This is a genomic window from Halomonas sp. DP4Y7-1 (assembly GCF_019800705.1).
Lineage (GTDB): Bacteria > Pseudomonadota > Gammaproteobacteria > Pseudomonadales > Halomonadaceae > Halomonas > Halomonas litopenaei_A.
The window spans coordinates 328,343-350,148 of the sequence record NZ_JAHVKS010000001.1 but is presented as its reverse complement, the minus strand read 5'-3'; the positions used below and the strand labels follow the sequence as shown (position 1 = coordinate 350,148).

Genomic DNA, 21,806 nt, shown 5'->3' with positions numbered 1-21,806 from the left:
GCGCTATGTTGGGGCGTCGCTTGGCGGTGTCAGCGGGAGAAGATCTCGAACAGGTTGGGCGCCTCGTTCTCTTCCTCGACGATGGATAGGGACGCTTCGATGGCTTTCAGGTGCCGGCCCATAAATGCTGCGGCGCGCTCAGCCTTGCCCTCGGCCAGGAAATTGATGAGGTCCTGGTGGTCATGGGACTCACAGCCCAGGTGACCGGTGTTACCGTACACCGCCAGAATCAGGGAGCTGCGAGAACACAGACGCTCAACGAAGTCGGCCAGTGTCCGATTGCCGGACAGCCTGGCCAGATAGGTATGAAAATCCGCCGACAGCCTGATGGCCACGCTTTGCTGCCCAGTGCGCAGTGCATCGCGTTCACGTCGCGCCATCTCACGCAGCGTGTCGATATCAGCGCTGGTGATCCTTCTGGCAATGTCGGGCATCAGCCCGCACTCCACCATCTGGCGCGCATCGAACACGTCCTTGGCCTCGTCAGCGGTAGGACGCGTCACGCTGGCGCCGCGACGTGGCGTCAGGGTCACCAGCTCCTCCAGCGCAAGACGTTGGAGGATCTTGCGGATGCCGGTTCGGCTGACACCGAACACGTCCGACAGGGCATCCTCGCGCAGGCGGGCTCCCGGCTTCAGCCGGTGCTCGATGATGGCATCACTGATGGACCGATGAATCGCTTCATGTCGCTCGGCGCCATCACCGTTCTTGCCCTGGCGCGGCGCCGACGTGGCAGATGGCGACGCTTTTACGCGCTGATTCATCAGCATAGCCCTCAGAGTCAGTATGTCGTTATTGTATACGACATACGCCATCAACAAGAACCATCACCACCCGCTTGCTCTCCACGCTTGCCCCCGCACGGTGTCACTCTCCCCAGTGGGCGATCAAGGTACGTTCGTCGTCGGTCATTTGCGTCAGATTTCCGAGTGGCATGTAGCCACTGGCGACCACTTGTTGAATCTGTGCCTTGTGTTGTTGGGTCTGAGTTTCAGTGTCCAGTGCGATACCCAAGGGAGGAGCAGAGAACCCGGGATGAGAAGGTTGGGCCGCGTGACAACTGACGCAGCGCTCCTCCATGACCGCATGCACTCGCGCCAGAGGCGTCGCCCCTCCGTCGCTTGACGCCACCACTGAGCTGTCGGAGGAGGAAGAGGAGGCCACCGAACCACTTGCCAGCCACGGACTTCCCACTGCGAAGGCCAGCAGGATCAGCGCCACGCCAAGGATCGGATAGCCAGGCTTGTGCTGACCACTATGCATCAACACAAAGTACTGACGAATCAATGCCCCGCCAAAGATCAGCAGAGCCATGATCACCCAGGCCCAGTCGTTGCTGTAGGCAAAGGAATAGTGGTTGCTGATCATCAACAGCACCACCGGCAACGTAAAGTAAGTGTTGTGGACCGAGCGCTGCTTGCCGCGCTTGCCGTCCAGCGGGTTCGGTGCCTCACCGGCCTTCATCGCTTTGACCATGCGGCGCTGGCCAGGGATGATCCAGAAGAAGACGTTGGCAGACATGGCCGTCGCCATGACGGCGCCGGTCAGCAGAAATGCCGCGCGCCCCGCAAAGATATGCACGCTAAGGTAGGCCACGACCACCATCATGACGGCCACCCCCACACTCAAGAGACCATCCCGCTCCATATTGGGGCTGACACGCTTGCACATCTCGTTGTAAACCACCCAGCCACCCAGCAGGAACAGCAGTGCCACGATATTGGCCTGCCACCCCGTCATGTTGGCCGCCCACTGCCATGGGCTGTTGGGGTTGACCAGATAGAAGCCGGGATTCGCCATATACAAAATGACAAACAGGGCAAAGCCTGACAGCCACGTCGTGTACGCCTTCCAGAACGACCAGTGGAGATCATCCGGCAATTTCGCCGGAGCCGTCGCATACTTCTGGTTGTGGTAGAAACCGCCACCGTGGACGGCCCACATCTCGCCAAACACGCCCTTGCTGCGATCTTCCTCCGCCTTGGGTGTCTTCAACGAATTGTCGAGCATGACGAAATAGATGGACTCACCGATCCAGGCAACGGCGGCAATGACATGGAGCCAGCGCAGCATGAAGTTGCTCACGTCCAACAGATAAGATGACATAGTCCTAATCCCGGCTGTTTATTATTGGAAAGCAGAGGGCTGCCCGAGTGCAGACACGTCGCGGCCCCTGAGCGAAGCGCTGCATACATCAACCGAGCGGGACAAGGCGCTCGGCGCCAGCAGCTCGGCCCCCGAAGCCTCTATTCCAATGAGGTGTTCAAGCGGCGCGCAACGCTGCCATTCGCCCCGGCGAGCATGTATGCAGTACGTTCTCAGCTGCCCCGATAGGTGGAGTAGCTATAGGGCGAGAGCAGCAACGGTACATGGTAGTGCTCAGCGGCATCGGCAACCCCGAAACGCAACGGAATCCGATCGAGGAAACGTGGCTCGCGAGCCTCGATGCCTTGAGCGCGCAGATAGTCACCTGCGTGGAATACCAGCTCGTATTCCCCTTCGATGAGGTCACTGCCCTCTAGAATCGGATGATCACAACGTCCGTCGTCGTTGGTGATCACATCGCCCAAATGTACGCGACGGTCTCCTTCAAGGCGGAAGAGCTCGATACGAATTCCTTGGCCAGGGCGGCCAAGCGCTGTGTCCAGTACATGCGTCGTCAGGCGTCCCATCATGATCCTCACTTATGGTGGTCAGTCTTTAGGTGAACCGTCATCAGGTGGTCAGTCGCGTTGGCCGCACCGATCAAGCAAGCGCAGGCCAGGACGTCAACCGGCAAGACGAAGAGACCGATATCATGGTAAACATCATTGATCGAATGTAGAGTACATTTCAAACAATTTTTTGTATACAGTTTGAAAAAGCGAAGTCGCAGCGAGATCGCCGCCTCGTCTTCAACCGCCCATCACCGGTAGCCGAGCCGACGAACCACCCCGCTATCCTCAGATCACAGGAGCCAGCGAATGCCCACCCTCAGCGAACGTCCCAGCCAGATGGACCAACAGCGTTTTGTCGATACTTACGGAGACGTCTTCGAGCACTCACCTTGGGTGGCGGAACGCGCCTTTGCTCGGGGGCTCGCCACCGAGCACGATGACCCGGCGCAGCTAGCCCACCTCATGGGCGAGGTGCTGCTGGAGGCATCACCCGAGGAACAGCTGCAAGTCATTCGCGCCCACCCCGACCTGGCGGGCAAGGCTGCCGCCGTGGGCGAGCTGACAGACGATTCCACCCGCGAACAAGCGGGAGCAGGCCTGGACCAGTGCACCCCGGAAGAACTCGCCCGATTCACCCGACTCAATGATGCCTACAAGGCACGCTTTGGCTTTCCCTTCATCATGGCGGTCAAGGGCGGCAATCGTCATACCATCCTGGCAGCCTTTGAGCAGCGATTGGACAACAGCGCCGAGCAGGAGCGCCACGAGGCCGTCATTCAAATCAACCGTATCGCTCGCTTTCGGCTGGAGGCACGAGCTCAATAGGCGTAAAAGCGGCCGTACCGGCACCGCCTGGCGATACGGCCCTCTATTGATTCAGACCTGCGATTCAGGACTGCGTACAGCACATGGCTCGGACCGGAAAAATAGCCCGCAACATAGCCCGCAACATAGCCCGCAACATAGCTGGGCAGATTCGCTCTGTCTGAAGCCAGGGGAGCAAGACAGAAAAACGGCCCGTCGTCCTTACGACGGGCCGTCTGTCGTCCTGTGGCCCTGTCAAACGGCAGCACGCTGTCTCGGGAGGCGACTGCGTCGTCAGCGCATTGACGACCAGGCCATCTTCACGCCGCTCATTCTGATCAGCGCTCCGGGCTTGATCGGATCCGATGGGGCGATCAGCGCTGCGCAGCTGGCGGTATCCGATGCCTTGTCACGGCTATTCAAGACTCGTCCTTGGGTACATCCAGAGCCTGGCGGGCGACCGTCTGGCACTTTTCCTGATATTCCTTGCTCAGCGTAAACAGCTCTTCGCCTTCCACTCTCAAGGTCTCACCAATGGCTGACAGCGTTTCCTGCTGTGCCTGACTGGCGTTGCGAAGACTCTCAGCATCGCTGACCTCGCACCAGGTACGCGCCTGAGCGATGCCGGCCTTGACCGCCGAGTCGATGGCCTTGAAGCGCACATCGAGCATTTTCTGTGAATACTCCAGTGTCAGCAGGCTGCTTTCGCGCCAGGGGGTGAATAGCGTGTCCATGGAGGGAATCATCTTGTCGATGGACGGCATGGCCTTGTTGTTGCTCATTTCGGTGTCTCCCTAGGAAGTCAGCCAGCACGCCAGAACATCGGTCAGGGCGACTCATGACTCACGCTTGCGTCCGCCCAGCCAGACAAGTGCTGCCTGTGATATATCGCGTCTTCAAACGAGCACAATTTAGTCTCGCCACATGAAGACTAGAACGCCCCATGCTGCGCCGCAACATCATATAAGACATATACGCGGGCGCCGCCCCCCTTCGGGGCCGAGGCAGTCAGTTATGGCAGCGGCACTCACCATCACATCGAGAGCCAGCCTCATCTGACCATAGCAAGAGGAAAGTGACGCACCGGTGACAATCCGTTATCCGAGGGCTGGCGGCCTGTATTCGTACACTTTGTAAGAAAAGACGACATCGCGTGCTCCGTTACTGTCCCGATGAAAAGCGGTGAACTAGACGGAGGAGAAGCGACAGCGACAAGAGCCGCAAGAAAGCAAGATAGGTAAAGGCAGTGGAAGGGAGAAAAGAGACCGGGCCGGAAAAGTCCAAAGAGAACGGGCCTACGCTTTGTCCGAAAAGTCCACGAGCGAAGGTTAGACAAGGCAACAATCGGTGAGAAAGCGCAGTTTACGAGGCGTAAAGCTCGGCGAACAGCAGACGTATCGAGGTCTACGTCCGCCGCGCTTCACATCATCGTTCTTCCCATCAGCGCTCAGGGCCGATATGCGCCCTCGATATCAGTGATACGCACGGCCTTGCGTCCCATGCCATCGTTGACGTCCAGCATACGTTCCAGCCAGGCGTAAACCGGATCCGCATTGGAGACCAGGTCCGCGGTAGAGACAGTGCGGGCCCACATGAAATTCGCAAAGAGCAGGTAGTCGGCGCCAGCCGGAGCATCGCCATCCACAAAATCGCTGCCAGAGAGCTGGCCCCGCAGTGGTTCCAGGGCGGAATCCAGCTGGCTCAAGCCCTTCGCCGGCGAATGGAACTGCTCAAGCGTCATGCCCAGGCGCTTTTCCCGGGTACTGCGAAAATAGTCGCGATCCTTGGGGTGAATCGCATTTATCAGATCCATCACGATGGTGCGCAGAATCGGCAGCTGCAGGGACCGTTCGCTGTAATGCTTGAAAAAGCGTGCTCGCGCCTGGCCCATCGAGTCGCCCAGCAAGGAAGGTGCCTCAGGGTAGGCACGATCAAGGTACTGCATGATCTCGAAGCTGTCGGTGATGACGTTATCGCCGTCCACCATCACTGGCACCTTGTCGTGATGGGAGAACTCAAGCGCCTCCTTCTCGGTGAAACACCAGGGGCGCGTCTCCAGCTCAAGGCCCTTATGCGCTACCGCAAGCTTGGCCCGCCAGCAAAACGGAGAGAAGCGCAGCGCCTCATCGATGCCACACAGGTCATACATCACCAGTGCCATGCCAAATACCCCATTTCAACAAAGTGTCCACTGATAGTGCCATCCCCCACCACCGTCGCCAACGCTTGCGATGCAGGAATATCGACATTTTGCTGTCCATTAGTCTAACAATCTTGCCCGTTCGACAGCGGGGACAGGCTGAGCCAAAGACTCTAAGCTATTGTAAATAAATGCTTAACTCGTTAAATCCAAAAACAACTCAGCATTCTCATTTTGGTCTGACCAATATCCCAGAGCTAGATCAACGCCGTGAGTCAGCTTATCGTGCCGCCTTGTCCGAACCTTAGGTCGAGATGCGACCGGCACGTCATACAACGGCAATTACAAACAAGGACACGACAAGAGACCCCAACACCATGACCGATACCTCCCTAGCGTTGATCGCCTTTATACCGCTCGTCCTGGCAGGCATTCTGCTGATTGGACTGCGCATGGCTGCCAAGATCGCCATGCCTATCGTCTTCGTGGTCACCGCATTGATCGCTCTGCTGGCCTGGGACATGACCTTTACCCGGGTCATGGCTTCCACCCTGCAGGGGTTGATCCTGACCGTAGCGATCCTGTGGATCATCTTTGGCGCCATCTTGTTGCTCAATACGCTGAAGCACTCGGGTGGCATTGCCGCCATCCGTAACGGTTTTTCCGGCATCAGCCCTGACCGCAGGGTCCAGGCCATCATCGTGGCCTGGCTGTTTGGCTGCTTTATCGAAGGTGCCTCGGGTTTTGGCACTCCAGCAGCGGTCGCCGCCCCACTGATGGTCGCCCTGGGCTTCCCGGCACTTGCCGCGGTCGTTGTCGGCATGATGATCCAGTCCACACCGGTGTCCTTCGGTGCTGTCGGCACCCCGATCGTGGTGGGCGTGGCCGGAGGCCTGGACAAGGCAGGCATCACTGCCTCGCTGGAGGCTGGCGGTGCCACCTGGCTGGAGTACTTCCGTTTGATCGCCGGTGAAGTGGCGCTGGTCCATGCCGTGGTGGGCATCCTGATGCCGCTGTTCATGGTCAGCGTGATGGTGCGCTTCTTCGGCGCCAACCGTTCGTGGAAGGAAGGCCTGGCCATTGCGCCTTTTGCCATCTTCGCCGGCATTGCCTTCGTCGTGCCCTACGCCCTGGCGGGTGTCTTCCTGGGACCTGAGTTTCCTTCGATGATCGGCGCCATGGTAGGCCTGGCCATCGTCGTGCCTGCCGCCCGTCGCGGCTTCCTGATGCCCAAGGAGAGCTGGGACTTTCCCGACGCGGACAGCTGGCCCAAGCACTGGATCGGCAAGCTCAGCATCAAGGCCGATGATGTCGTGGGCCGCGCGCCGATGAGCACCTTCATGGGCTGGCTACCTTACGTACTGCTGGCGGTGCTGCTGGTACTGTCGCGTACGGTAGATCCGTTCAAGCAGGCCCTGACCTCCATCAGCGTCGGCTTCAGCGATATTCTGGGCGAAGCTGGCATCTCCGGCAGCCTGCAGCCGCTGTACCTGCCGGGGGGCATCCTGTTGATGGTGGTCCTGTTGACCGCCCTGCTGCATCGTATGAACGGCAGCCAGCTCAAGGCGGCCTTCGGGGAATCCACCCGCACCTTGCTGGGAGCAGGTTTCGTGCTGGTATTCACCATTCCGATGGTGCGTATTCTTATCAACTCAGGCGTCAACGGCGCGGACCTGGCCTCCATGCCCGTCGCCATGGCCACCGCCGTGGCTGATGGTGTGGGCGGCATCTATCCGCTGTTCGCACCGGCCGTCGGTGCCCTTGGCGCCTTTATTGCCGGCTCCAATACCGTCTCCAACCTGATGCTGGCCGACTTCCAGTTCAACGTGGCCCAACAGCTCGGTGTCTCCACTGCGCTTATGGTCGCGCTGCAGGCTGTGGGTGCCGCTGCCGGTAACATGATCGCCATCCACAACGTGGTCGCAGCCTCTGCAACGGTGGGCTTGCTGGGCCGTGAAGGCATCACGATTCGCAAGACCATTCTGCCAACGATCTACTATGTGCTCGCGGCAGGTCTGATCGGGCTCGTGGCCATGCAAGTGGTCGGGATCAGTGATCCATTGATGGGACTTGCCGGGTAATCCCGTCACGCTCGACACGTCGCGCAACGAGGGCGTCACCACCGGTGGCGCCCTTTTTGGTTGCCCTGCCAGGCGACTTGTCTCAAGGGTCAAAACAGGCGTTGCACAGGCGTTCAAGGGCTGCCGCGAACTCTCGAAGGCCTGCAAGGTGGCTCACCACTGCCTACCTATCGCCCGAGGCGATGCCTCCATAGCGCCAAGCCAGGCGCCCCTCTCAGCACAATTTGAATACTACTGTGCTGATATGGCGATCAGGCTCAGGGCCACCTAGAGTGACATCAAGGCAGGTAGTTAGCGCCGTGCCAGTTCTATAGCACCGCACAGATAATAGAGGAAGGCTTTCACCAAGGTCGCCGGGAATGACGGCCCATCCGGGAATGACGACCAATAAAGGAAGGCGAGACCGCGTCGCAGCCTCGCATCAAGGGACGACTCAGGACACCCTCGCCGATGGGGCGAAACCGTCCAGCGAGTCCACCACGCTGACAAGGAGACTTATCATGTCCTACTTTCTGTTCGCCCTGATCACCGTGATTGCTGCCATCATCATCACCCAGGCAGCACGCCCTACTGATGCCGCGCTGGTCCGCACCAAGATCCCCGTACCACAAAGGGCCCGGCGCTCCCACCGGCCCGCCAGGCGACGCTCCTGAGCGAAACAGCGGGAAGCTGGCCGGCACGCGTTCGCCCGTGCTGAAAGCAGCAGGCGCTTGCCCTGGAGGCGCACGGCCAGACAGTTTGTCTCCAACGGGCGCCTCCTCGGCCAACCTGGCCTGAGGAGGCGCCGTCCAGTCGCTGGCTGCAAGCGCTAGCCAATCCTGGCTAGCCGCGTGCGATGCAGCCTGGCTTTCTCGACATAGCCCTGGGCATTGTCCTTCAGTGCAGCAATCGCCTTGTCATTGAGCTCACGGATGACTCTCGCCGGTGCACCTACAACCAGACTGTTGTCGGGAATTTCGGCGCCTTCCTTGACCAGGGCACCCGCACCGATCAGGCAATTCTTGCCGATCACCGCGCCATTGAGCACCACCGCCTGGATGCCGATCAGCGTCCCCTCTCCCACGGTGCAGCCATGCAACATGGCCTGATGCCCCACCGTCACGCCTGGTCCCACGACCAGCGGATAGCCGGGATCCGCATGCAGCACGGCACCATCCTGAATATTGCTGCCCTGTTGAATCTCGAGTGATTCGGTATCGCCCCTCAATACGGCCTGATACCACACGCTGGCGTCTTCGTGCAGCTTGACCTGGCCGATGACCTCGGCACTTTCGGCGACGAACACGCTGCGATGGATATGAGGGGAATGGTTACCCAGACGATAGATGGCCATGGCCCGCTCCTGACGTCGTTGTCCTTGTGGATGGGTGGCGATGAGCGTCCACCCTGACTATATAGTGGACGCTGTTTCCAAACTCTGCCTACTCCGTTGTCGACTCCTGGGCGAGGGAGGCAAAGTAGCCGGAGATTTCTGTCGCCACACGGCGCACGTCCGACTCAGAGATCCCGAGGTGCGTGACCAGACGCGTGCGCGGCCTGACGGCGACAAGAATGCCTCGCTCGGCCAGATATCCTTCCAGCGCCGCGCAATGGGGGGCCGGCACATCCATGAACACCATGTTGGTCGCTTGTCCGAAAACGCCAATACCGGGGACCGCCGCCAGCCACTCCGCCAGTTGGCGCGCGTGGCGATGGTCGTCAGCCAGCCGCTCCACATGGTGATGCAGCGCATGGCGACAGGCGGCGGCGAGCAGGCCCGACTGGCGCATGCCGCCGCCAAGCGTCTTGCGCCAACGCCGAGCCGAGTCAATGAAGCGCTCACCTCCCAGCAGCAGTGACCCTACCGGAGCGCCAAGGCCCTTCGAGAAGCACAGGGATACCGAGTCAAAACCTGAACACAGCTCCGCCAACGACTTCCCGGTGGCAACGCTGGCATTGAACAGCCGAGCACCATCGAGATGACAGGCAAGACCTCTGTCCGCCGCAAGCCCGGTGACGGCCGCCACATAGTCCTGGGGCAAGACTCGGCCTTGAAAGGTATTTTCCAGGGCAATCAAACGCGTGCGCGCGTGGTGGATATCATCGCCCTTGATCGCCGCCGCAATGTCATCCAGGGCGATACGACCATCAGGCTGCTGGGCCAGCGGCTGCGGCTGAATGCCTCCCAGGACGGCGGCACCGCCCCCCTCATCGCGGTAAATGTGCGAAGCCTGCCCGGCGATGACTTCGTCTCCTCGCCCGCAGTGCACCAACATCGCGGTGAGGTTGCTCTGGGTGCCAGAGGGGAAGAACGCCGCAGCCGCAAAGCCGGCGCGATCGGCCACCTCCGACTCGAAGGCAGTGACGCTAGGGTCATCACCCCACACATCATCACCCACCGGCGCAATCGCCATGGCATCGCGCATGGCATCGGTGGGCTGCGTCACGGTATCACTACGTAGATCGATCATGGCGTTATCCCCGCATTGGCTGCTCGTGTGCTCGAGTATGCCAGCCCGGCTGCGCTGTGAGCACTGTCATCACCGCCACGCGCTGCGTCATCTCAGTGCCTCGGCCAGCACCACGGCCACGTGGCGAGCCTCCCGTGCGGCGCCATCGCGAATCTGGTGGCGACAGCTGGTACCGTCAGCCACGATCAACGCCTCCTCGTCCTCTCGCACGGCGGGCAGCAGCGATAGCTCCGCCATCTGCATGGAGGCGTCGAAATGCTCGCGTTCGTAGCCAAAGCTGCCGGCCATGCCACAGCACGACGACTGGATGGTGTTGACCTCAAGGCCGGGAATCCATGACAGCACCGTCTGCACCGGCGTCAGCGCGCCAAAGGCCTTCTGATGACAGTGCCCATGCAGCAGCGCACGCGGCGTGGCCAACGGCCCCAGTGCCAGATTCAGGCGCCCGGCATCCTGCTCCCGCACCAGAAACTCCTCGAATAGATAGCTGGAGGCTGCCAGACGCTTGGCCGCCTCACCAAAGCCAAATCCCAGGAACTCGTCCCGCAGCGTGAGCAGACACGATGGTTCGAGCCCGACGATGGCGACGCCTCGTTCGACGTAAGGCGCCAGCGCCTCCAGGGTTCGCCTGGCTTCCTGCTTGGCGCGCTCCACCTGGCCACTGGCGAGATAGGTTCGACCACAGCACAGCGGTCGGCGATCAGGCCCCCTGGCCAGCGTCACCTGATAGCCCGCCGCTTGCAGCACCCGATGAGCCGCCACCGCATTGTCGGCTTCCATGTAGTTGTTGAAGGTATCCACAAACAGCACCACTTCGCCGCTCGTGGCACCCTCACCCGCCGCCATGTCCGCCGTGTGTCCGACCATGTCGCCCAGGTAGTCCGACGTCACTCTGGGCAGGGCACGCTCCTGCGCCAGGCCAAGAGCACGCTTGAGCGGGTTGGCAACCCACGACACCTGCTCGATGGCGGCCACCAGTGGAGCCAGGCGCTTCAGCATGGGCGCTCGTCTGGGCAGGTCACCGATCAACCGCTCGCGTAGGCCGATCCCGTGCTGCGCCACCCGGGCGGCACGTGCCTCTATCTTGATCCTGGCCATGTCGACACCGGTAGGACAGTCGCGCTTGCAGCCCTTGCACGAGACGCACAGGTCGAGCGCTTCCTTGACCTCATCGCTGGCCAGGCCGTCGCGACCGAGCTGGCCGGACAGCACCAGGCGCAGGGTATTGGCACGCCCGCGGGTCAGATGTTTTTCATCTCGAGTGATGCGATAGCTGGGACACATGGTGCCAGCGTCAAACTTGCGGCAATGACCGTTGTTGTTGCACATCTCTACCGCACTGGCGAGCCCTCCCGTGCGGTCGCTTCCAGTGCCGGGTGCCGTCTGCTCACCGTTCATGGGGTCCCGTTCAACGTTCCACGGAGACCAGTCGAGTACCGGCGTCACCTCGATGCGCTGGTAGTCCGGGGGAAACCGGAACAGACGAGATTCGTCCATTTTCGGGGTATCGACGATCTTGCCGGGGTTAAGCAGGTTCGACGGATCGAACAGTCCCTTGACCTCACGAAAGGCGTCGTTGAGTGTCTCGCCAAACTGCCAGGCCACCCATTCGCCGCGACAGATGCCGTCGCCGTGTTCCCCGGAGTAGGCCCCCTTGTAGGCCTTGACCAGGGCCGATGCCTCCTCGGCGATGGCCCGCATCTTCTCGGCCCCGTCACGACGCATGTCGAGAATGGGACGGACATGCAGCGCACCGACACTGGCGTGGGCATACCAGGTGCCCTCGGTGCCATGGCGATGGAACACCTCAGTGAGCTTGTCGGTGTACTCCGCCAGATGCTCAAGTGGCACCGCGCAGTCCTCGATAAAGGACACCGGCTTGCCGTCGCCCTTCATGCTCATCATGATGTTCAGCCCGGCCTTGCGCACGTCCCACAGTGCCTTCTGGGCGCTGGGCTCCGGCATGTCGACCACACAGTCCGGCAGTCCCAGGTCAGCCATCAGCTCATTCAGCCGGGCCAGGTTCTTAAGCAGTTGCTCCCGGTCCTCACCGGCAAACTCCACCAGCAACACGGCTTCTGGCTTGCCGATCAGGGCTTTTTCAATGACAGGGCGAAATGCCGGGTTTTCCAGCGACAGCGAGATCATGGTGTGGTCCACCAGCTCCACCGCCGTCGGTGACAGGGTCACGATGTGCTGGGTCAGGTCCATGGCCTGATAGAAGGTGGGGAAGTTCACCACGCCCAGCACCTTGTGCTGCGGCAGTGGTGACAGCTTCAGGGTCAGCCGTCGCGTCACCCCCAGGGTGCCCTCGGAGCCCACCAGCAGGTGCGCCAGATTGGCGTGTCCATCAGCCTCGTACGGCAGCGGGTTCTGGCAGTCGAACAGGTCCAGGTTGTAGCCCGCCACCCGCCTGAGCACCTTGGGGAAATGCTCGCGAATGCGCTCACGCTCACGCCGCGCAATCATCTCGACGCGCTCTGCCAGCATCGCCGCCCGAGAGCCGGCGACAAGCTCGTCAACTCGCCCGAAGTACGCTTCTTCGCCATCGGCCAGCAGCACATCCATCGCCTGGACGTTGTGCACCATGTTGCCGTAATGAATCGAGCGCGAGCCGCAGGAGTTGTTGCCCGCCATGCCGCCCAGCGTGCACTGGGCGCTGGTCGATACATCGACCGGAAACCACAGGCCATGGGGCTTGAGCCAGGCGTTGAGATGATCAAGCACCATTCCCGGCTCCACCACGACGGTGCGTGCCTCCTTGTCGAAGGACACCACACCGTTGAGGTGACGGCTGACGTCGACCACCAGCGCCTCGCCCACGGTCTGGCCACACTGACTGGTCCCCCCGCCCCGGGCCAGCACCGGAATCCCCTCATCCCGCGCAATGTCGAGGGTCAGCGCGAGATCATCCTGATGACGCGGGATGACCACGCCTACCGGGGTGATCTGATAGATCGAGGCGTCGGTGGAATAACGACCGCGACTGGCGGCGTCGAACAGCACCTCCCCCTTCAACTCACGCGCAAGGCGCTCGGCAAAGCTCGGCAGAGGCTGGATGCGAGCGTTTCGGGGCGTGACAGTAGACGTCAACGAATTCATTACCCTCTCCTCAGCAACCTGGCTGGACCGCCGGCGCCAACGCACGCCGGCGGGCGGATGGTGGTTCAATCGCGAGCCAGGCGCGCCACGTGTGGCGCCGGGTTCTCGGAGAAGTACGCCATGGCGGCCTCGACGCCGCTGCCGGCGAGGCTCACCCCGGAGAGCTTCAGCCCCATCTCGCAGCCGGCCAGGGTCGCCATCAGCGTCAGGTCATTGCAGTCACCCAGATGGCCGATACGGAACATGCGTCCCTTGGCCTTGCCAAGCCCGGTGCCGAGCGACAGATCGAAGCGCTCGTAGATCAGCTTGCGCACGGCATCGGCGTCGACGCCCTCCGGCATCACCACGCCGGTCAGCACCGGCGAGTAGACCTCGGGGTCCTGGCACTGAATCTCGAGTCCCCAGGCGTTCACCGCCGCGCGCACCCCCGCTGCCCAGCGCTGATGACGGGCCAGAACGTTATCCAGCCCCTCGTCCAGCAGCATGTCGATGGCCTCGTTGAGGCCATAGAGCAGATTGGTATTGGGGGTATAGGGCCAGTAGCCGCCCTGGTTGGCTTCAAGGATCTCGTCCCAGGCCCAGAAGCTCTTGGGCAGCCGCGATTCGCGACTGGCGGCCAGGGCCTTGTCGGAGATGGCGTTGAAGCTGATGCCCGGCGGCAGCATCAGTCCCTTCTGGGAGCCGGAGATCGTGACGTCGACCCCCCACTCATCGTGGCGATAGTCGGCGCTGGCAAGCCCCGAGATGGTATCGACCAGCAACAGCGCCGGGTGGCCGGCGGCATCGATCGCCCGGCGCACCGCGGCGATATCACTGGTCACACCGGTAGAGGTCTCGTTGTGTACCACGCAGACCGCCTTGAGCCGGTGCTCGGTGTCCTCTTTGAGGCGTGCTTCGATCATGTTGGCATCGACACCATGGCGCCAGCCCTCAGCGCCAGGCATACCGATAAACTCAGGCTCCAGCCCCAGGCGACGCGCCAGGCGCTGCCACAGCGAGGCAAAGTGCCCGGTCTCGAACATCAGCACCGGGTTTCCTGGTGACAGCGTGTTGACCAGAGCCGCCTCCCAGGCCCCGGTGCCTGACGCCGGGTAGATCACTACCGGGCCATCGGTCTTGAAGATCTTGCCGACCTTGCCCAGCAATTCGCGCCCCAGCGCACCAAATTCGGGACCACGATGGTCGATGGTCGGCAGGCTCATGGCACGCAGGATGCGATCCGGTACCGGCGAAGGGCCGGGAATCTGGAGGAAGTGACGTCCGCTGGGATGATAGTCGAGATTCAGCATGTAGGGCCTCCTGGCCAGGCGTCGCACTGGGCGACACCTGGATAGCGGTTCGGGCGCCAAGAGCAAGCGCGCCCCTCTTGGAATAACTTGTAATAATGAATGCAATTTTTACGGCGACATCGGCCCACCGATTCAGCGACCTAACAGATGCTCGCTGCCGATCGAGGGGGGAGGTGTCAGCGCACGGCGCCTTGCTGGCGCAGCGCGTCGATCTCGTCTGCTGCCAGCCCGATCTCCCCCAGCACCTCATCGGTGTGCTGGGCAAACAGCGGCGCCGGCTGGCGAATCGCCAACGGGGTCGCCGAGAACTTGCTGGGAAAGCCCAGGGTCTTCATTCGCCCCATGGTGGGATGATCGACTTCCAGCACCATCTCGCGGGCCAGGTAGTGTTCGTCGTGCATGGCCTGGTCGAAGTCGTTGATCGGCCCAGCCGGCACCCCGGCGGCGTCACAGCGTTCGAGCCAGTAGGCGCGATCCTGTTGCCCGAGAATGTCCTCGAGGATGGCTTCCAGTGTCTCGACGTTGGCGCCGCGATCGAGGTTGGTCGCGAAGCGCTCGTCGACCATCAGCTCGGGGCGCCCGATGACGTCTTCGCAGAAACGCTCCCAGGTCCGCTGGTTGGCGCAGCCGAGCATCATGTAACCATCGCGAACGCGCATGGCTTGATAAGGCGCCGACACCCGGTGCCGCCAGCCGGTTGCCTGCGGCACTCGGCCCTCGGAGAAGTAGGCGCCCGCCTCCCAGGTGAACCAGGGCAGGCCACACTCGGCAATGGCGATGTCCAAGTGCTGGCCTTCACCACTGCGCTGACGGTGGATATAGGCCGCCAGGATCGAGTAGATGGCGGTCAACCCGGCGCCGATATCGTAGACGGCGACCCCGGTCTTGAGCGGACGTCGACCTGGCTCCCCGGTCATCGACATCAGCCCGCTCATGCCTTGGGCCACCAGGTCGAAGCCGCCCTTGTGACGCGACGGGCCGGTCTGGCCATAGCCCGAGATCGAGCAGTAGATCAGTCCCGGGTTGATCGCCTTGAGGCTGTCGTAGTCGATCTTCAGGGACTGGGTGACGCCGGGTCGGTAGTTCTCGACCACCACGTCGGCTTCCTTGGCGAGGCGATAGAACACCTCGCGGCCCTTTTCTTCTTTCAGGTTGAGCGAAATGCTCTTCTTGTTGCGGTTGATCTGAGCGAAACAGGTCGATTCGTCCTCGACGTAGGGGCCCATCTGGCGGCTGTCGTCGCCGCCGTTGGCCTTCTCGACCTTGATCACCTCGGCGCCCATGTCACCCAGCACCATGGTGCAGTAGGGGCCGGCCATGATCTGCGAGACGTCGAGTACCTTGATCCCATCGAGTGGCAGCATTGTGAGTCTCCTTGCCTCAGGGCCTTAGTGACCCTGCCAGCGGAAGGGTGTCTTGTTGACGAACTTGTCGACCGCGGCCTTGAAGTCGCGGCTGGTGTAGCAGGTAGCGATCCAGTCGTCGCTGGCGTCGAAGGCCGGGCGGCGCGCCTCGATCACCCGCTGGATCACCTCCTTGGCCGCCCGCACGGTCAAGGGAGCGCGCTCCTTGAACGCCTGCGCGCGCTCGACCACCGTCGCCTCGATGGCCTCGGCGTCGACGACCTCGCCTACCAGTCCCAGGGCCAGGGCCTCCTCGGCGCGTACCAGCTCACCCGCCATCAGGACCTGCTTGGCCCGGGCGATACCCGCGTGCTCGACCAGCCGCGAGACGTTGGTGATCGACAGGCAGTTGCCCAGGGTCCTGGCGATGGGAATGCCGAACTTGAGCGTTGGCGTGGCCAGGCGGAAATCACAGGCCAGGGCGATGGCGGCGCCACCGCCGACACAGAAGCCTTCCAGCAGCGCCAGCGTCGGCAGCGGCAGGTTCTCCACCCGCCCGACCACTCGGTCGATGCGACGCTCGTAGGCGATGGCATCCTCACCCTTGTCGAAGGTGGCGAACTGCTTGATGTCGGTGCCGGCGACAAAGGCTTCGCCGCCGGCGCCGCGCATCACCACCGCGACCAGCTCCGGGTCGTTCTCGATGGTCTCGCAGTGAGCCTCGAGCTGGTCGTACATCTGCCAGGTCATGGCGTTGCGACTGGCGGTGCGATCGAAGGTCAGCCAGGCGACGCCGTCTTCACTGTGGTAGTGCACCTGGCCTTGATCGTTGTCGCTCATGTCATTGTTCTCCTTTAGGTGGTCGCGATCACACGCCGTAGATCAGGTTGACCAGCGCCAGGGCCACGGCGGGCACGTAGGTGTTGATCAGCAGGATCACGAACAGCACCGCCAGGAACCACAGGTTGGTGCGGGTAGTCGCCCAGATGTCGGCCTTGGCGATGGAGCAGGAAGCGATCAGCACGCTGGCTACCGGAGGCGTCTGCTGGCCGATGGCCAGGTTCAGCGTCACGATCAGGCCGAAGTGCAGCGGATCGATGCCCACCGCGGTGACCAGCGGCAGAACGATGGGCACCACCAGGATGATCGCCGCCGCCGAGTGCAGGAAGATCCCCAGCACCAGGAAGATGACGTTCAGCAGCGCCAGTACCACGTACTTGTTGTCGGTCATCTCGGCGATGGAATTGGCCAGCTGCTGAGGAATCTGGGTCTCGGTGAGATACAGACCGACCACCGCCGAGGATGCCACCAGCAGCATCACCACCGCCGTCTGGACACCGGCATCGAGGCAGGCTTTGTAGAAGATCTTGAGGCTGAACTCGCGATAGATCACCGCACTGATGAAGATCGCCACCACCACCGCCAGCGCTGCGCCTTCTGTCGCGGTGACGATGCCGCCGAAGATTCCGCCGAGGATGATCACCGGAATCAGCAGCGCCCAGATGGCGCCCTTGAAGGCCTTCCACAGCCGCGATGCCTGGAAGTTCTGCTCCGCCGGCAGGTTGTGACGACGCGCCAGGTAGTAGCACATGGCCGCCAGCCCCAGGGCGCCGAGCAGGCCCGGGAAGATACCGGCGACAAACATCTTGACCACCGACTCGCCGGACATGACCGCGTAGAGAATCATCGGGATCGAGGGCGGCAGGATGATCGCCAGACTCGCCGCCGAGGACGAGATGGCCGCGGCGAACTCCTTGGAGTAGCCCTTCTTGCGCATGGCCGGAATCAGGATCGAGCCGATCGCCGAGACACCGGCGACGGCAGAGCCCGAGATCTCGGCAAAGAAGATCGAGGCGCCGATGGTCACCATGGCGAGACCGCCCTTGATGAAGCCGACCATGGCAGACGCCAGATCGATCAACCGGCGCGAGATGCTGGAGGCGTTCATGATGGCGCCGGCCAGGATGAACAGCGGAATCGCAATCAGCGGGAACTTGGTGGCACCGTCGAACATCACCATGCCGACGTTGGGCAAGGCCAGGGTGCCATAGCTGGCCACGGTGGCCAGGGCGCCGACAAGACCGAGGGCGATGGCCACCGGCACGTTGATCAGTATCAGCCCGATCAGGCCGAAGAACATGGACGCGATGATCATGGGGTTCTCCTCGGCATCTGACCTTCAGGCATGGCGGGTGGGTCATCGCTGCGCACGTCATCGGCCAGCACACCGGCCTCTTCGAGCTCGTGATCGACGAAGCCAGCTCCCTTGGCCGCCCGGATAACGTCGGGGAGCCTGAGCAGCTGGGCGAGAATGAACATGGCGGCACCAATCGGGATCACCGACTGGGTAAACTGCACCGAGATGCTGGGCAGGCTCACCAGCGTAGACCCCTCGAGGATCTGTACCACCTGAAAACCGGTGACGCCGAGCAGCACGAAGAAGCCAATGGTGATCGCCTCGGCGAGCAGCGCGATAGGCAGGCGAATGGATGGCGAGACCATGTTGATCACACTGGGACAGGCGATGTGGGCGCCCTTGAGGGCGGCCAGGGCGGCGCCGTAGTAGGTCAGCCAGGCCAGTCCGATGGAGGCGACCTCGTCGTACCAGCTGAAAGGGGAACCCAACAGGCGTGACGCGAACCCGATGGTCACCACCAGGGTCAGCGCCAGCACATTGAGAAAGACGATGACCTCCAGAAGCTTCTGGTAGGCCGCGGAAATGGTGGTAAGCACAGAGCATCCCTCCGAAGGTGGATGCGGCCTCACCAAGGTTGGCAAGGCCGCAGTGGACAGGCGTTATTCGCGCAGTGCTTCCACCCGCGACAACAGTTCCTCACCCCCTTCCACCTCGGCGGCGAACTTCTCGTAGATACCGCGAGAGCCCTCGACGAAGGCGTCGGTGTCGACCTCGTTCACCTCCATCCCTTCTTCTTCCATGGTGCTGACCAGGCTTTCGTCCAGCGCGGCGCCCTGCTCCAGTGCGAAGGCCTCGACCTCTTCGGCGGTCTCGATCAGCACTTCACGGACATGCTCGGGCAGGCGGGTCCAGCTGGCGCCGGCCAGCACATAGGCCGGCGAATAGACGTGGTTGGACAGCGACAGGTAGTCCTGGACCTCCTGGAAGCGCTGGGAATAGATCTGTACCAGGGGGTTTTCCTGACCGTCCATGGCGCCGGTCTGCAGCGCAACAAAGGCCTCGGACAGTGCCATGGGCGCCGGCGATGCGCCGTAGCTCTTGAACATCTCGACCCGCCACACACCGTTGGGGGTACGCAGCTTGATGCCATCGAGATCCTCGGGGACCACGATCGGGCGGACGTTGTTGGTGATCTGACGGAAGCCGTTCTCCCAGATGCCGATGATGCGGTAGCGCTTGTCTTCGGCCACGGGGTAGAGCACATCGCGCAGCACCTCGTCGCGGACGCGGGCGAGGTGCTCCCGATCCTCGATCAGGTAGGGCATCTCGAACAGCGAGAATTCCGGCGCCACGCTGCTCATGATCGAGGACGGCAGCGACAGATCGATGGTGCCGAGCTTCAACTTGTTGAGCATCTGCTCGTCGGAACCCAGCTGGCTGGAGCCGTAGGTGACCACCTCGGCCTCGCCTTCCAGCCGCTCGTTGGCCAGGCGGGCAAATTCGTTGGCGGTCTTCTCGAACAGCGAACCTGGCCCACCCACATGGCCAAACTTGATCTGCACTTCGTCGGCCTGAGCGGTGCCGACGCCTAGCGCCAGCACGGAAGCGGCCAGTACGGTCTTCAGCAGTTTCATAACCCTCACTCCGAATTGTTGTTGTCCTGCATGGTCTGGCGGAGGGCGCGGGATAACGCCCTGGAGGATGGCGCATCGGGAGCTGGCGTGCTCCTGTCACGCCTGCTTCAACCGGCGTAGTCGGGGCAAACTCTCGATGGACCACTGGAAGAATGGATACATAATTCAAAATTAGGTATTATACTTTTGTCTTTGCCTAACTCGGCTTTATCGAAAAAAATTAAATAAATATCAATTGCTTAAAGATTTCTTGGACTAGACCAAGGGTGCCATGGCACCGGCCGCCAAGCGGAAGATGCCGAAGAGACCGGCAAGACAAGCGGATAAAAAGACAAGCGGATAAGGCGGGAAGCAAACAGCAGAGTGGGGAACAGGAAAAAAGACAGATACAGAGAGAAAAGGAAGATGAACCCAAGAATCGACGGGAACACGGGAAAGGGGCGCACTTCTTCCACAGAAGGCGGCTCTTTCACCGTAATTCCACTGTGACAGGTCGTCCGGGACGAGCCCGCTCAGGACGCCGAGTCGTCTCCTGGTTGCAGGCCTGCCTGCCAGCCTTGCGCACGAATCCCCGCTATCGCCGCCGCCTGATCCTCAGCGGACGATGCACCGCTGACGCCCACGGCACCGACAATGCGCTGCTCCTCATCGAGTATCAGCACGCCGCCGGCCACGGGCACGAAGCGTCCCTGTGCCGCGTCCGCCACGGACGCCAGAAAGGCAGGCCGTTGAGCGTTACGCTCTCCGGTGACACCGCTGGCTACGCCGACCCCGAGGGCGGCATAGGCCTTGCCATTGGCCACCGCCCAGCGTAGCGGACTACAGCCGTCTTCACGCTCACCGACCACCAGCTGGCCGCCGCCATCCAGCACCACCGCCGTCAGCGGAGGCATTTGCTGTTGTCGGGCATGTTCGAATGCTGCATCCAGAATGCCTCGCGCCAACTGCCGCGGAATCTGAACCTGTGCAAGAAATACGTTCCCAGCCATCATCCCTCCATCACATCATGTGTTGTATGGAACCTCTGCCAGCACCTGTCGCACTCGCTTTCTTTGAATAATGAATTCATAATACCGAAAACGGTGGCCGTCAACTGCGGTATCCTGCATGACATCCAGCACACGCCACCGGCTATCGCCTGCTGACACCCTTCACCGACCTTTTGATCCAGGGACTCGAGACATGGAAAAGATTCAGCCGCGCAGCCTCTACCTGGAAGTCGCCGACCGGGTACGCGACCTGATCGAGCAAGGCAGTCTGCTTCCCGGCGAGAAGATTGCCGAAAAGGAGCTGTGCGAGAGTTTTGGCGTATCACGCACCCCGCTGCGCGAAGCGCTCAAGGTGTTGACGTCGGAGGGGTTGGTCGAGAACCTGCCCAATCGCGGTTCACGAGTCGTCAGGCTGACTCGCCAGGGGGTCAAGAACACCTACGACGTTATGGGTGCCCTTGAAGGACTGTCCGGCGAACTGGCCTGCCAACATCTCAGTGATGAGGATGTCGAGCAGATTCGCGCGCTGCATCAACGCATGTTGAATCACTACCGCAACGGGGAGCTAGCCCCTTACTTCGAGGTCAACCAGCAGATTCATGAGCGCATCCTGGCCGCATCGAACAATGATGTGCTTATCGAGATGTACAACAACTTGAGCCAGCGGGTAAAACGCATTCGTTATAGCGTCGAAATGGGACAAGCCAACTGGGCCAAGGCGGTCGCCGACCACGAAGCCATGCTGGAAGCCATCGATGCGCGGGACGGCAAGCGCCTGGGCGACATCCTCAGGGCCCACCTGGGCCACAAGCTGGAAGTGGCAACCGTCAGCGGCATCATCGACGAAGAATAGGGGTTCCGGGACGCCGTGGAAAGGTGTCTGCCGTCGTCTCGGCACTTAGGAAACGCTGAATAAATGTTTCGAGCGATGACAGGTCGGTAGCTGCCGGAGCGCAAAGACCGGAGTTTAGGAAGCGCTGAATAAATCAGCCGAGCGGCATGAGGCGCCAGGCGCCCGCAGCGCAGAACCCGGAGCCTATGGGGTATAGGTGAGGAGTTCGAGCAGCGCGTAACGCAGCGAATCGGCGGCGTAGGCATTTATGCAGTGTTTCCTTTGCATGCGGTTAAATGAGGATCTTGAGCACCGCCAGCAGCCGAGATGTCGAGCGCAGTAGTTTAT

General features: G+C 61.6%; 20 protein-coding genes. 4 read left to right on the top strand and 16 right to left on the bottom strand.

What is annotated here, in order from left to right:
* Nucleotides 1–29: 29 nt before the first annotated feature.
* The 3 genes from KUV72_RS01395 to uraH all read right to left on the bottom strand — a co-directional run bounded on the left by KUV72_RS01395 (nucleotide 30) and on the right by uraH (nucleotide 2,672).
* Complete coding sequence (locus KUV72_RS01395) at nucleotides 30–764, bottom strand: GntR family transcriptional regulator (RefSeq protein ID WP_222237184.1); 735 nt, start codon at nucleotides 762–764, stop codon at nucleotides 30–32.
* A gap of 103 nt (nucleotides 765–867) precedes the next feature.
* On the bottom strand, nucleotides 868–2,106 hold the full coding sequence (locus tag KUV72_RS01390) for a urate hydroxylase PuuD (protein WP_222237183.1): 1,239 nt from the start codon (nucleotides 2,104–2,106) through the stop codon (nucleotides 868–870).
* 212 nt (nucleotides 2,107–2,318) lie between these two features.
* Nucleotides 2,319–2,672, bottom strand: a complete 354-nt coding sequence (gene uraH / locus KUV72_RS01385; protein ID WP_222237456.1) for a hydroxyisourate hydrolase — start codon at nucleotides 2,670–2,672, stop codon at nucleotides 2,319–2,321.
* Between the two features lie 291 nt (nucleotides 2,673–2,963).
* Here uraH and uraD point away from each other — a divergent pair, with 291 nt between their 5' ends.
* On the top strand, nucleotides 2,964–3,482 hold the full coding sequence (gene uraD, locus KUV72_RS01380) for a 2-oxo-4-hydroxy-4-carboxy-5-ureidoimidazoline decarboxylase (protein ID WP_222237182.1): 519 nt from the start codon (nucleotides 2,964–2,966) through the stop codon (nucleotides 3,480–3,482).
* 273 nt (nucleotides 3,483–3,755) lie between these two features.
* Here uraD and KUV72_RS19785 read toward each other — a convergent pair whose 3' ends face one another.
* The 3 genes from KUV72_RS19785 to KUV72_RS01370 form a co-directional block, all read right to left on the bottom strand.
* Entirely contained in the window at nucleotides 3,756–3,884 is a 129-nt protein-coding gene (locus tag KUV72_RS19785) for a hypothetical protein (RefSeq protein ID WP_261317280.1), read from the bottom strand.
* Complete coding sequence (locus KUV72_RS01375; RefSeq protein WP_206939861.1) at nucleotides 3,881–4,243, bottom strand: hypothetical protein; 363 nt, start codon at nucleotides 4,241–4,243, stop codon at nucleotides 3,881–3,883. The genes KUV72_RS19785 and KUV72_RS01375 overlap by 4 nt, the downstream gene beginning before the upstream one ends.
* A gap of 665 nt (nucleotides 4,244–4,908) precedes the next feature.
* Complete coding sequence (locus KUV72_RS01370) at nucleotides 4,909–5,622, bottom strand: glutathione S-transferase N-terminal domain-containing protein (protein ID WP_222237181.1); 714 nt, start codon at nucleotides 5,620–5,622, stop codon at nucleotides 4,909–4,911.
* Between the two features lie 356 nt (nucleotides 5,623–5,978).
* Between KUV72_RS01370 and KUV72_RS01365 the strand changes: the two genes are divergently transcribed.
* A complete protein-coding gene (locus tag KUV72_RS01365) occupies nucleotides 5,979–7,682 on the top strand; it encodes an L-lactate permease (RefSeq protein ID WP_222237180.1) in 1,704 nt (567 codons plus the stop codon).
* Between the two features lie 500 nt (nucleotides 7,683–8,182).
* Nucleotides 8,183–8,335 (top strand): hypothetical protein, encoded by a 153-nt coding sequence (locus tag KUV72_RS01360; RefSeq protein ID WP_222237179.1) that lies wholly within the window; start codon nucleotides 8,183–8,185, stop codon nucleotides 8,333–8,335.
* Between the two features lie 155 nt (nucleotides 8,336–8,490).
* Here KUV72_RS01360 and KUV72_RS01355 read toward each other — a convergent pair whose 3' ends face one another.
* The 10 genes from KUV72_RS01355 to KUV72_RS01310 all read right to left on the bottom strand — a co-directional run bounded on the left by KUV72_RS01355 (nucleotide 8,491) and on the right by KUV72_RS01310 (nucleotide 20,626).
* Nucleotides 8,491–9,015, bottom strand: coding sequence for a gamma carbonic anhydrase family protein (locus KUV72_RS01355; RefSeq protein ID WP_206939869.1), 525 nt, complete (start codon nucleotides 9,013–9,015; stop codon nucleotides 8,491–8,493).
* 88 nt (nucleotides 9,016–9,103) lie between these two features.
* Nucleotides 9,104–10,132 (bottom strand): low-specificity L-threonine aldolase, encoded by a 1,029-nt coding sequence (ltaE, locus tag KUV72_RS01350; RefSeq protein WP_206939871.1) that lies wholly within the window; start codon nucleotides 10,130–10,132, stop codon nucleotides 9,104–9,106.
* A gap of 87 nt (nucleotides 10,133–10,219) precedes the next feature.
* On the bottom strand, nucleotides 10,220–13,234 hold the full coding sequence (locus KUV72_RS01345; protein WP_222237178.1) for an FAD-binding and (Fe-S)-binding domain-containing protein: 3,015 nt from the start codon (nucleotides 13,232–13,234) through the stop codon (nucleotides 10,220–10,222).
* 65 nt (nucleotides 13,235–13,299) lie between these two features.
* A complete protein-coding gene (locus KUV72_RS01340) occupies nucleotides 13,300–14,523 on the bottom strand; it encodes a pyridoxal-phosphate-dependent aminotransferase family protein (protein WP_222237177.1) in 1,224 nt (407 codons plus the stop codon).
* A 176-nt stretch (nucleotides 14,524–14,699) separates the two neighbouring features.
* A complete protein-coding gene (locus KUV72_RS01335; RefSeq protein WP_222161715.1) occupies nucleotides 14,700–15,887 on the bottom strand; it encodes a CaiB/BaiF CoA transferase family protein in 1,188 nt (395 codons plus the stop codon).
* A gap of 24 nt (nucleotides 15,888–15,911) precedes the next feature.
* Nucleotides 15,912–16,706, bottom strand: a complete 795-nt coding sequence (locus KUV72_RS01330) for an enoyl-CoA hydratase/isomerase family protein (protein WP_206939879.1) — start codon at nucleotides 16,704–16,706, stop codon at nucleotides 15,912–15,914.
* Between the two features lie 28 nt (nucleotides 16,707–16,734).
* Complete coding sequence (locus KUV72_RS01325) at nucleotides 16,735–18,021, bottom strand: TRAP transporter large permease (protein WP_206939881.1); 1,287 nt, start codon at nucleotides 18,019–18,021, stop codon at nucleotides 16,735–16,737.
* The gene (locus KUV72_RS01320; RefSeq protein ID WP_206939883.1) at nucleotides 18,018–18,599 is read right to left on the bottom strand and encodes a TRAP transporter small permease; all 582 of its coding nucleotides are present in this window, start codon (nucleotides 18,597–18,599) and stop codon (nucleotides 18,018–18,020) included. The genes KUV72_RS01325 and KUV72_RS01320 overlap by 4 nt, the downstream gene beginning before the upstream one ends.
* A 63-nt stretch (nucleotides 18,600–18,662) precedes the next feature.
* Nucleotides 18,663–19,637, bottom strand: a complete 975-nt coding sequence (locus KUV72_RS01315) for a TRAP transporter substrate-binding protein (protein WP_206939885.1) — start codon at nucleotides 19,635–19,637, stop codon at nucleotides 18,663–18,665.
* A gap of 512 nt (nucleotides 19,638–20,149) precedes the next feature.
* Nucleotides 20,150–20,626, bottom strand: a complete 477-nt coding sequence (locus KUV72_RS01310) for a GlcG/HbpS family heme-binding protein (RefSeq protein ID WP_222161712.1) — start codon at nucleotides 20,624–20,626, stop codon at nucleotides 20,150–20,152.
* Between the two features lie 193 nt (nucleotides 20,627–20,819).
* On the opposite strand from KUV72_RS01310, the gene KUV72_RS01305 reads away from it, so the two are divergent.
* A complete protein-coding gene (locus KUV72_RS01305; RefSeq protein WP_206939889.1) occupies nucleotides 20,820–21,479 on the top strand; it encodes a GntR family transcriptional regulator in 660 nt (219 codons plus the stop codon).
* The last annotated feature ends 327 nt before the right edge of the window (nucleotides 21,480–21,806 follow it).

What these genes read in the sequence shown, in the direction of transcription:
- KUV72_RS01370 (WP_222237181.1), bottom strand. Translation starts at nt 5,622, where the DNA reads ATGGCACTGGTGATGTATGACCTGTGTGGCATCGATGAGGCGCTGCGC.
- KUV72_RS01325 (WP_206939881.1), bottom strand. Translation starts at nt 18,021, where the DNA reads ATGATCATCGCGTCCATGTTCTTCGGCCTGATCGGGCTGATACTGATC.
- KUV72_RS01345 (WP_222237178.1), bottom strand. Translation starts at nt 13,234, where the DNA reads ATGAATTCGTTGACGTCTACTGTCACGCCCCGAAACGCTCGCATCCAG.
- KUV72_RS01360 (WP_222237179.1), top strand. Translation starts at nt 8,183, where the DNA reads ATGTCCTACTTTCTGTTCGCCCTGATCACCGTGATTGCTGCCATCATC.
- KUV72_RS01395 (WP_222237184.1), bottom strand. Translation starts at nt 764, where the DNA reads ATGAATCAGCGCGTAAAAGCGTCGCCATCTGCCACGTCGGCGCCGCGC.
- KUV72_RS01390 (WP_222237183.1), bottom strand. Translation starts at nt 2,106, where the DNA reads ATGTCATCTTATCTGTTGGACGTGAGCAACTTCATGCTGCGCTGGCTC.
- KUV72_RS01330 (WP_206939879.1), bottom strand. Translation starts at nt 16,706, where the DNA reads ATGAGCGACAACGATCAAGGCCAGGTGCACTACCACAGTGAAGACGGC.
- KUV72_RS01355 (WP_206939869.1), bottom strand. Translation starts at nt 9,015, where the DNA reads ATGGCCATCTATCGTCTGGGTAACCATTCCCCTCATATCCATCGCAGC.
- uraH (WP_222237456.1), bottom strand. Translation starts at nt 2,672, where the DNA reads ATGGGACGCCTGACGACGCATGTACTGGACACAGCGCTTGGCCGCCCT.
- uraD (WP_222237182.1), top strand. Translation starts at nt 2,964, where the DNA reads ATGCCCACCCTCAGCGAACGTCCCAGCCAGATGGACCAACAGCGTTTT.
- KUV72_RS01315 (WP_206939885.1), bottom strand. Translation starts at nt 19,637, where the DNA reads ATGAAACTGCTGAAGACCGTACTGGCCGCTTCCGTGCTGGCGCTAGGC.
- KUV72_RS01310 (WP_222161712.1), bottom strand. Translation starts at nt 20,626, where the DNA reads ATGGCTGGGAACGTATTTCTTGCACAGGTTCAGATTCCGCGGCAGTTG.
- KUV72_RS01340 (WP_222237177.1), bottom strand. Translation starts at nt 14,523, where the DNA reads ATGCTGAATCTCGACTATCATCCCAGCGGACGTCACTTCCTCCAGATT.
- KUV72_RS01305 (WP_206939889.1), top strand. Translation starts at nt 20,820, where the DNA reads ATGGAAAAGATTCAGCCGCGCAGCCTCTACCTGGAAGTCGCCGACCGG.
- KUV72_RS01335 (WP_222161715.1), bottom strand. Translation starts at nt 15,887, where the DNA reads ATGCTGCCACTCGATGGGATCAAGGTACTCGACGTCTCGCAGATCATG.
- ltaE (WP_206939871.1), bottom strand. Translation starts at nt 10,132, where the DNA reads ATGATCGATCTACGTAGTGATACCGTGACGCAGCCCACCGATGCCATG.
- KUV72_RS01365 (WP_222237180.1), top strand. Translation starts at nt 5,979, where the DNA reads ATGACCGATACCTCCCTAGCGTTGATCGCCTTTATACCGCTCGTCCTG.
- KUV72_RS01375 (WP_206939861.1), bottom strand. Translation starts at nt 4,243, where the DNA reads ATGAGCAACAACAAGGCCATGCCGTCCATCGACAAGATGATTCCCTCC.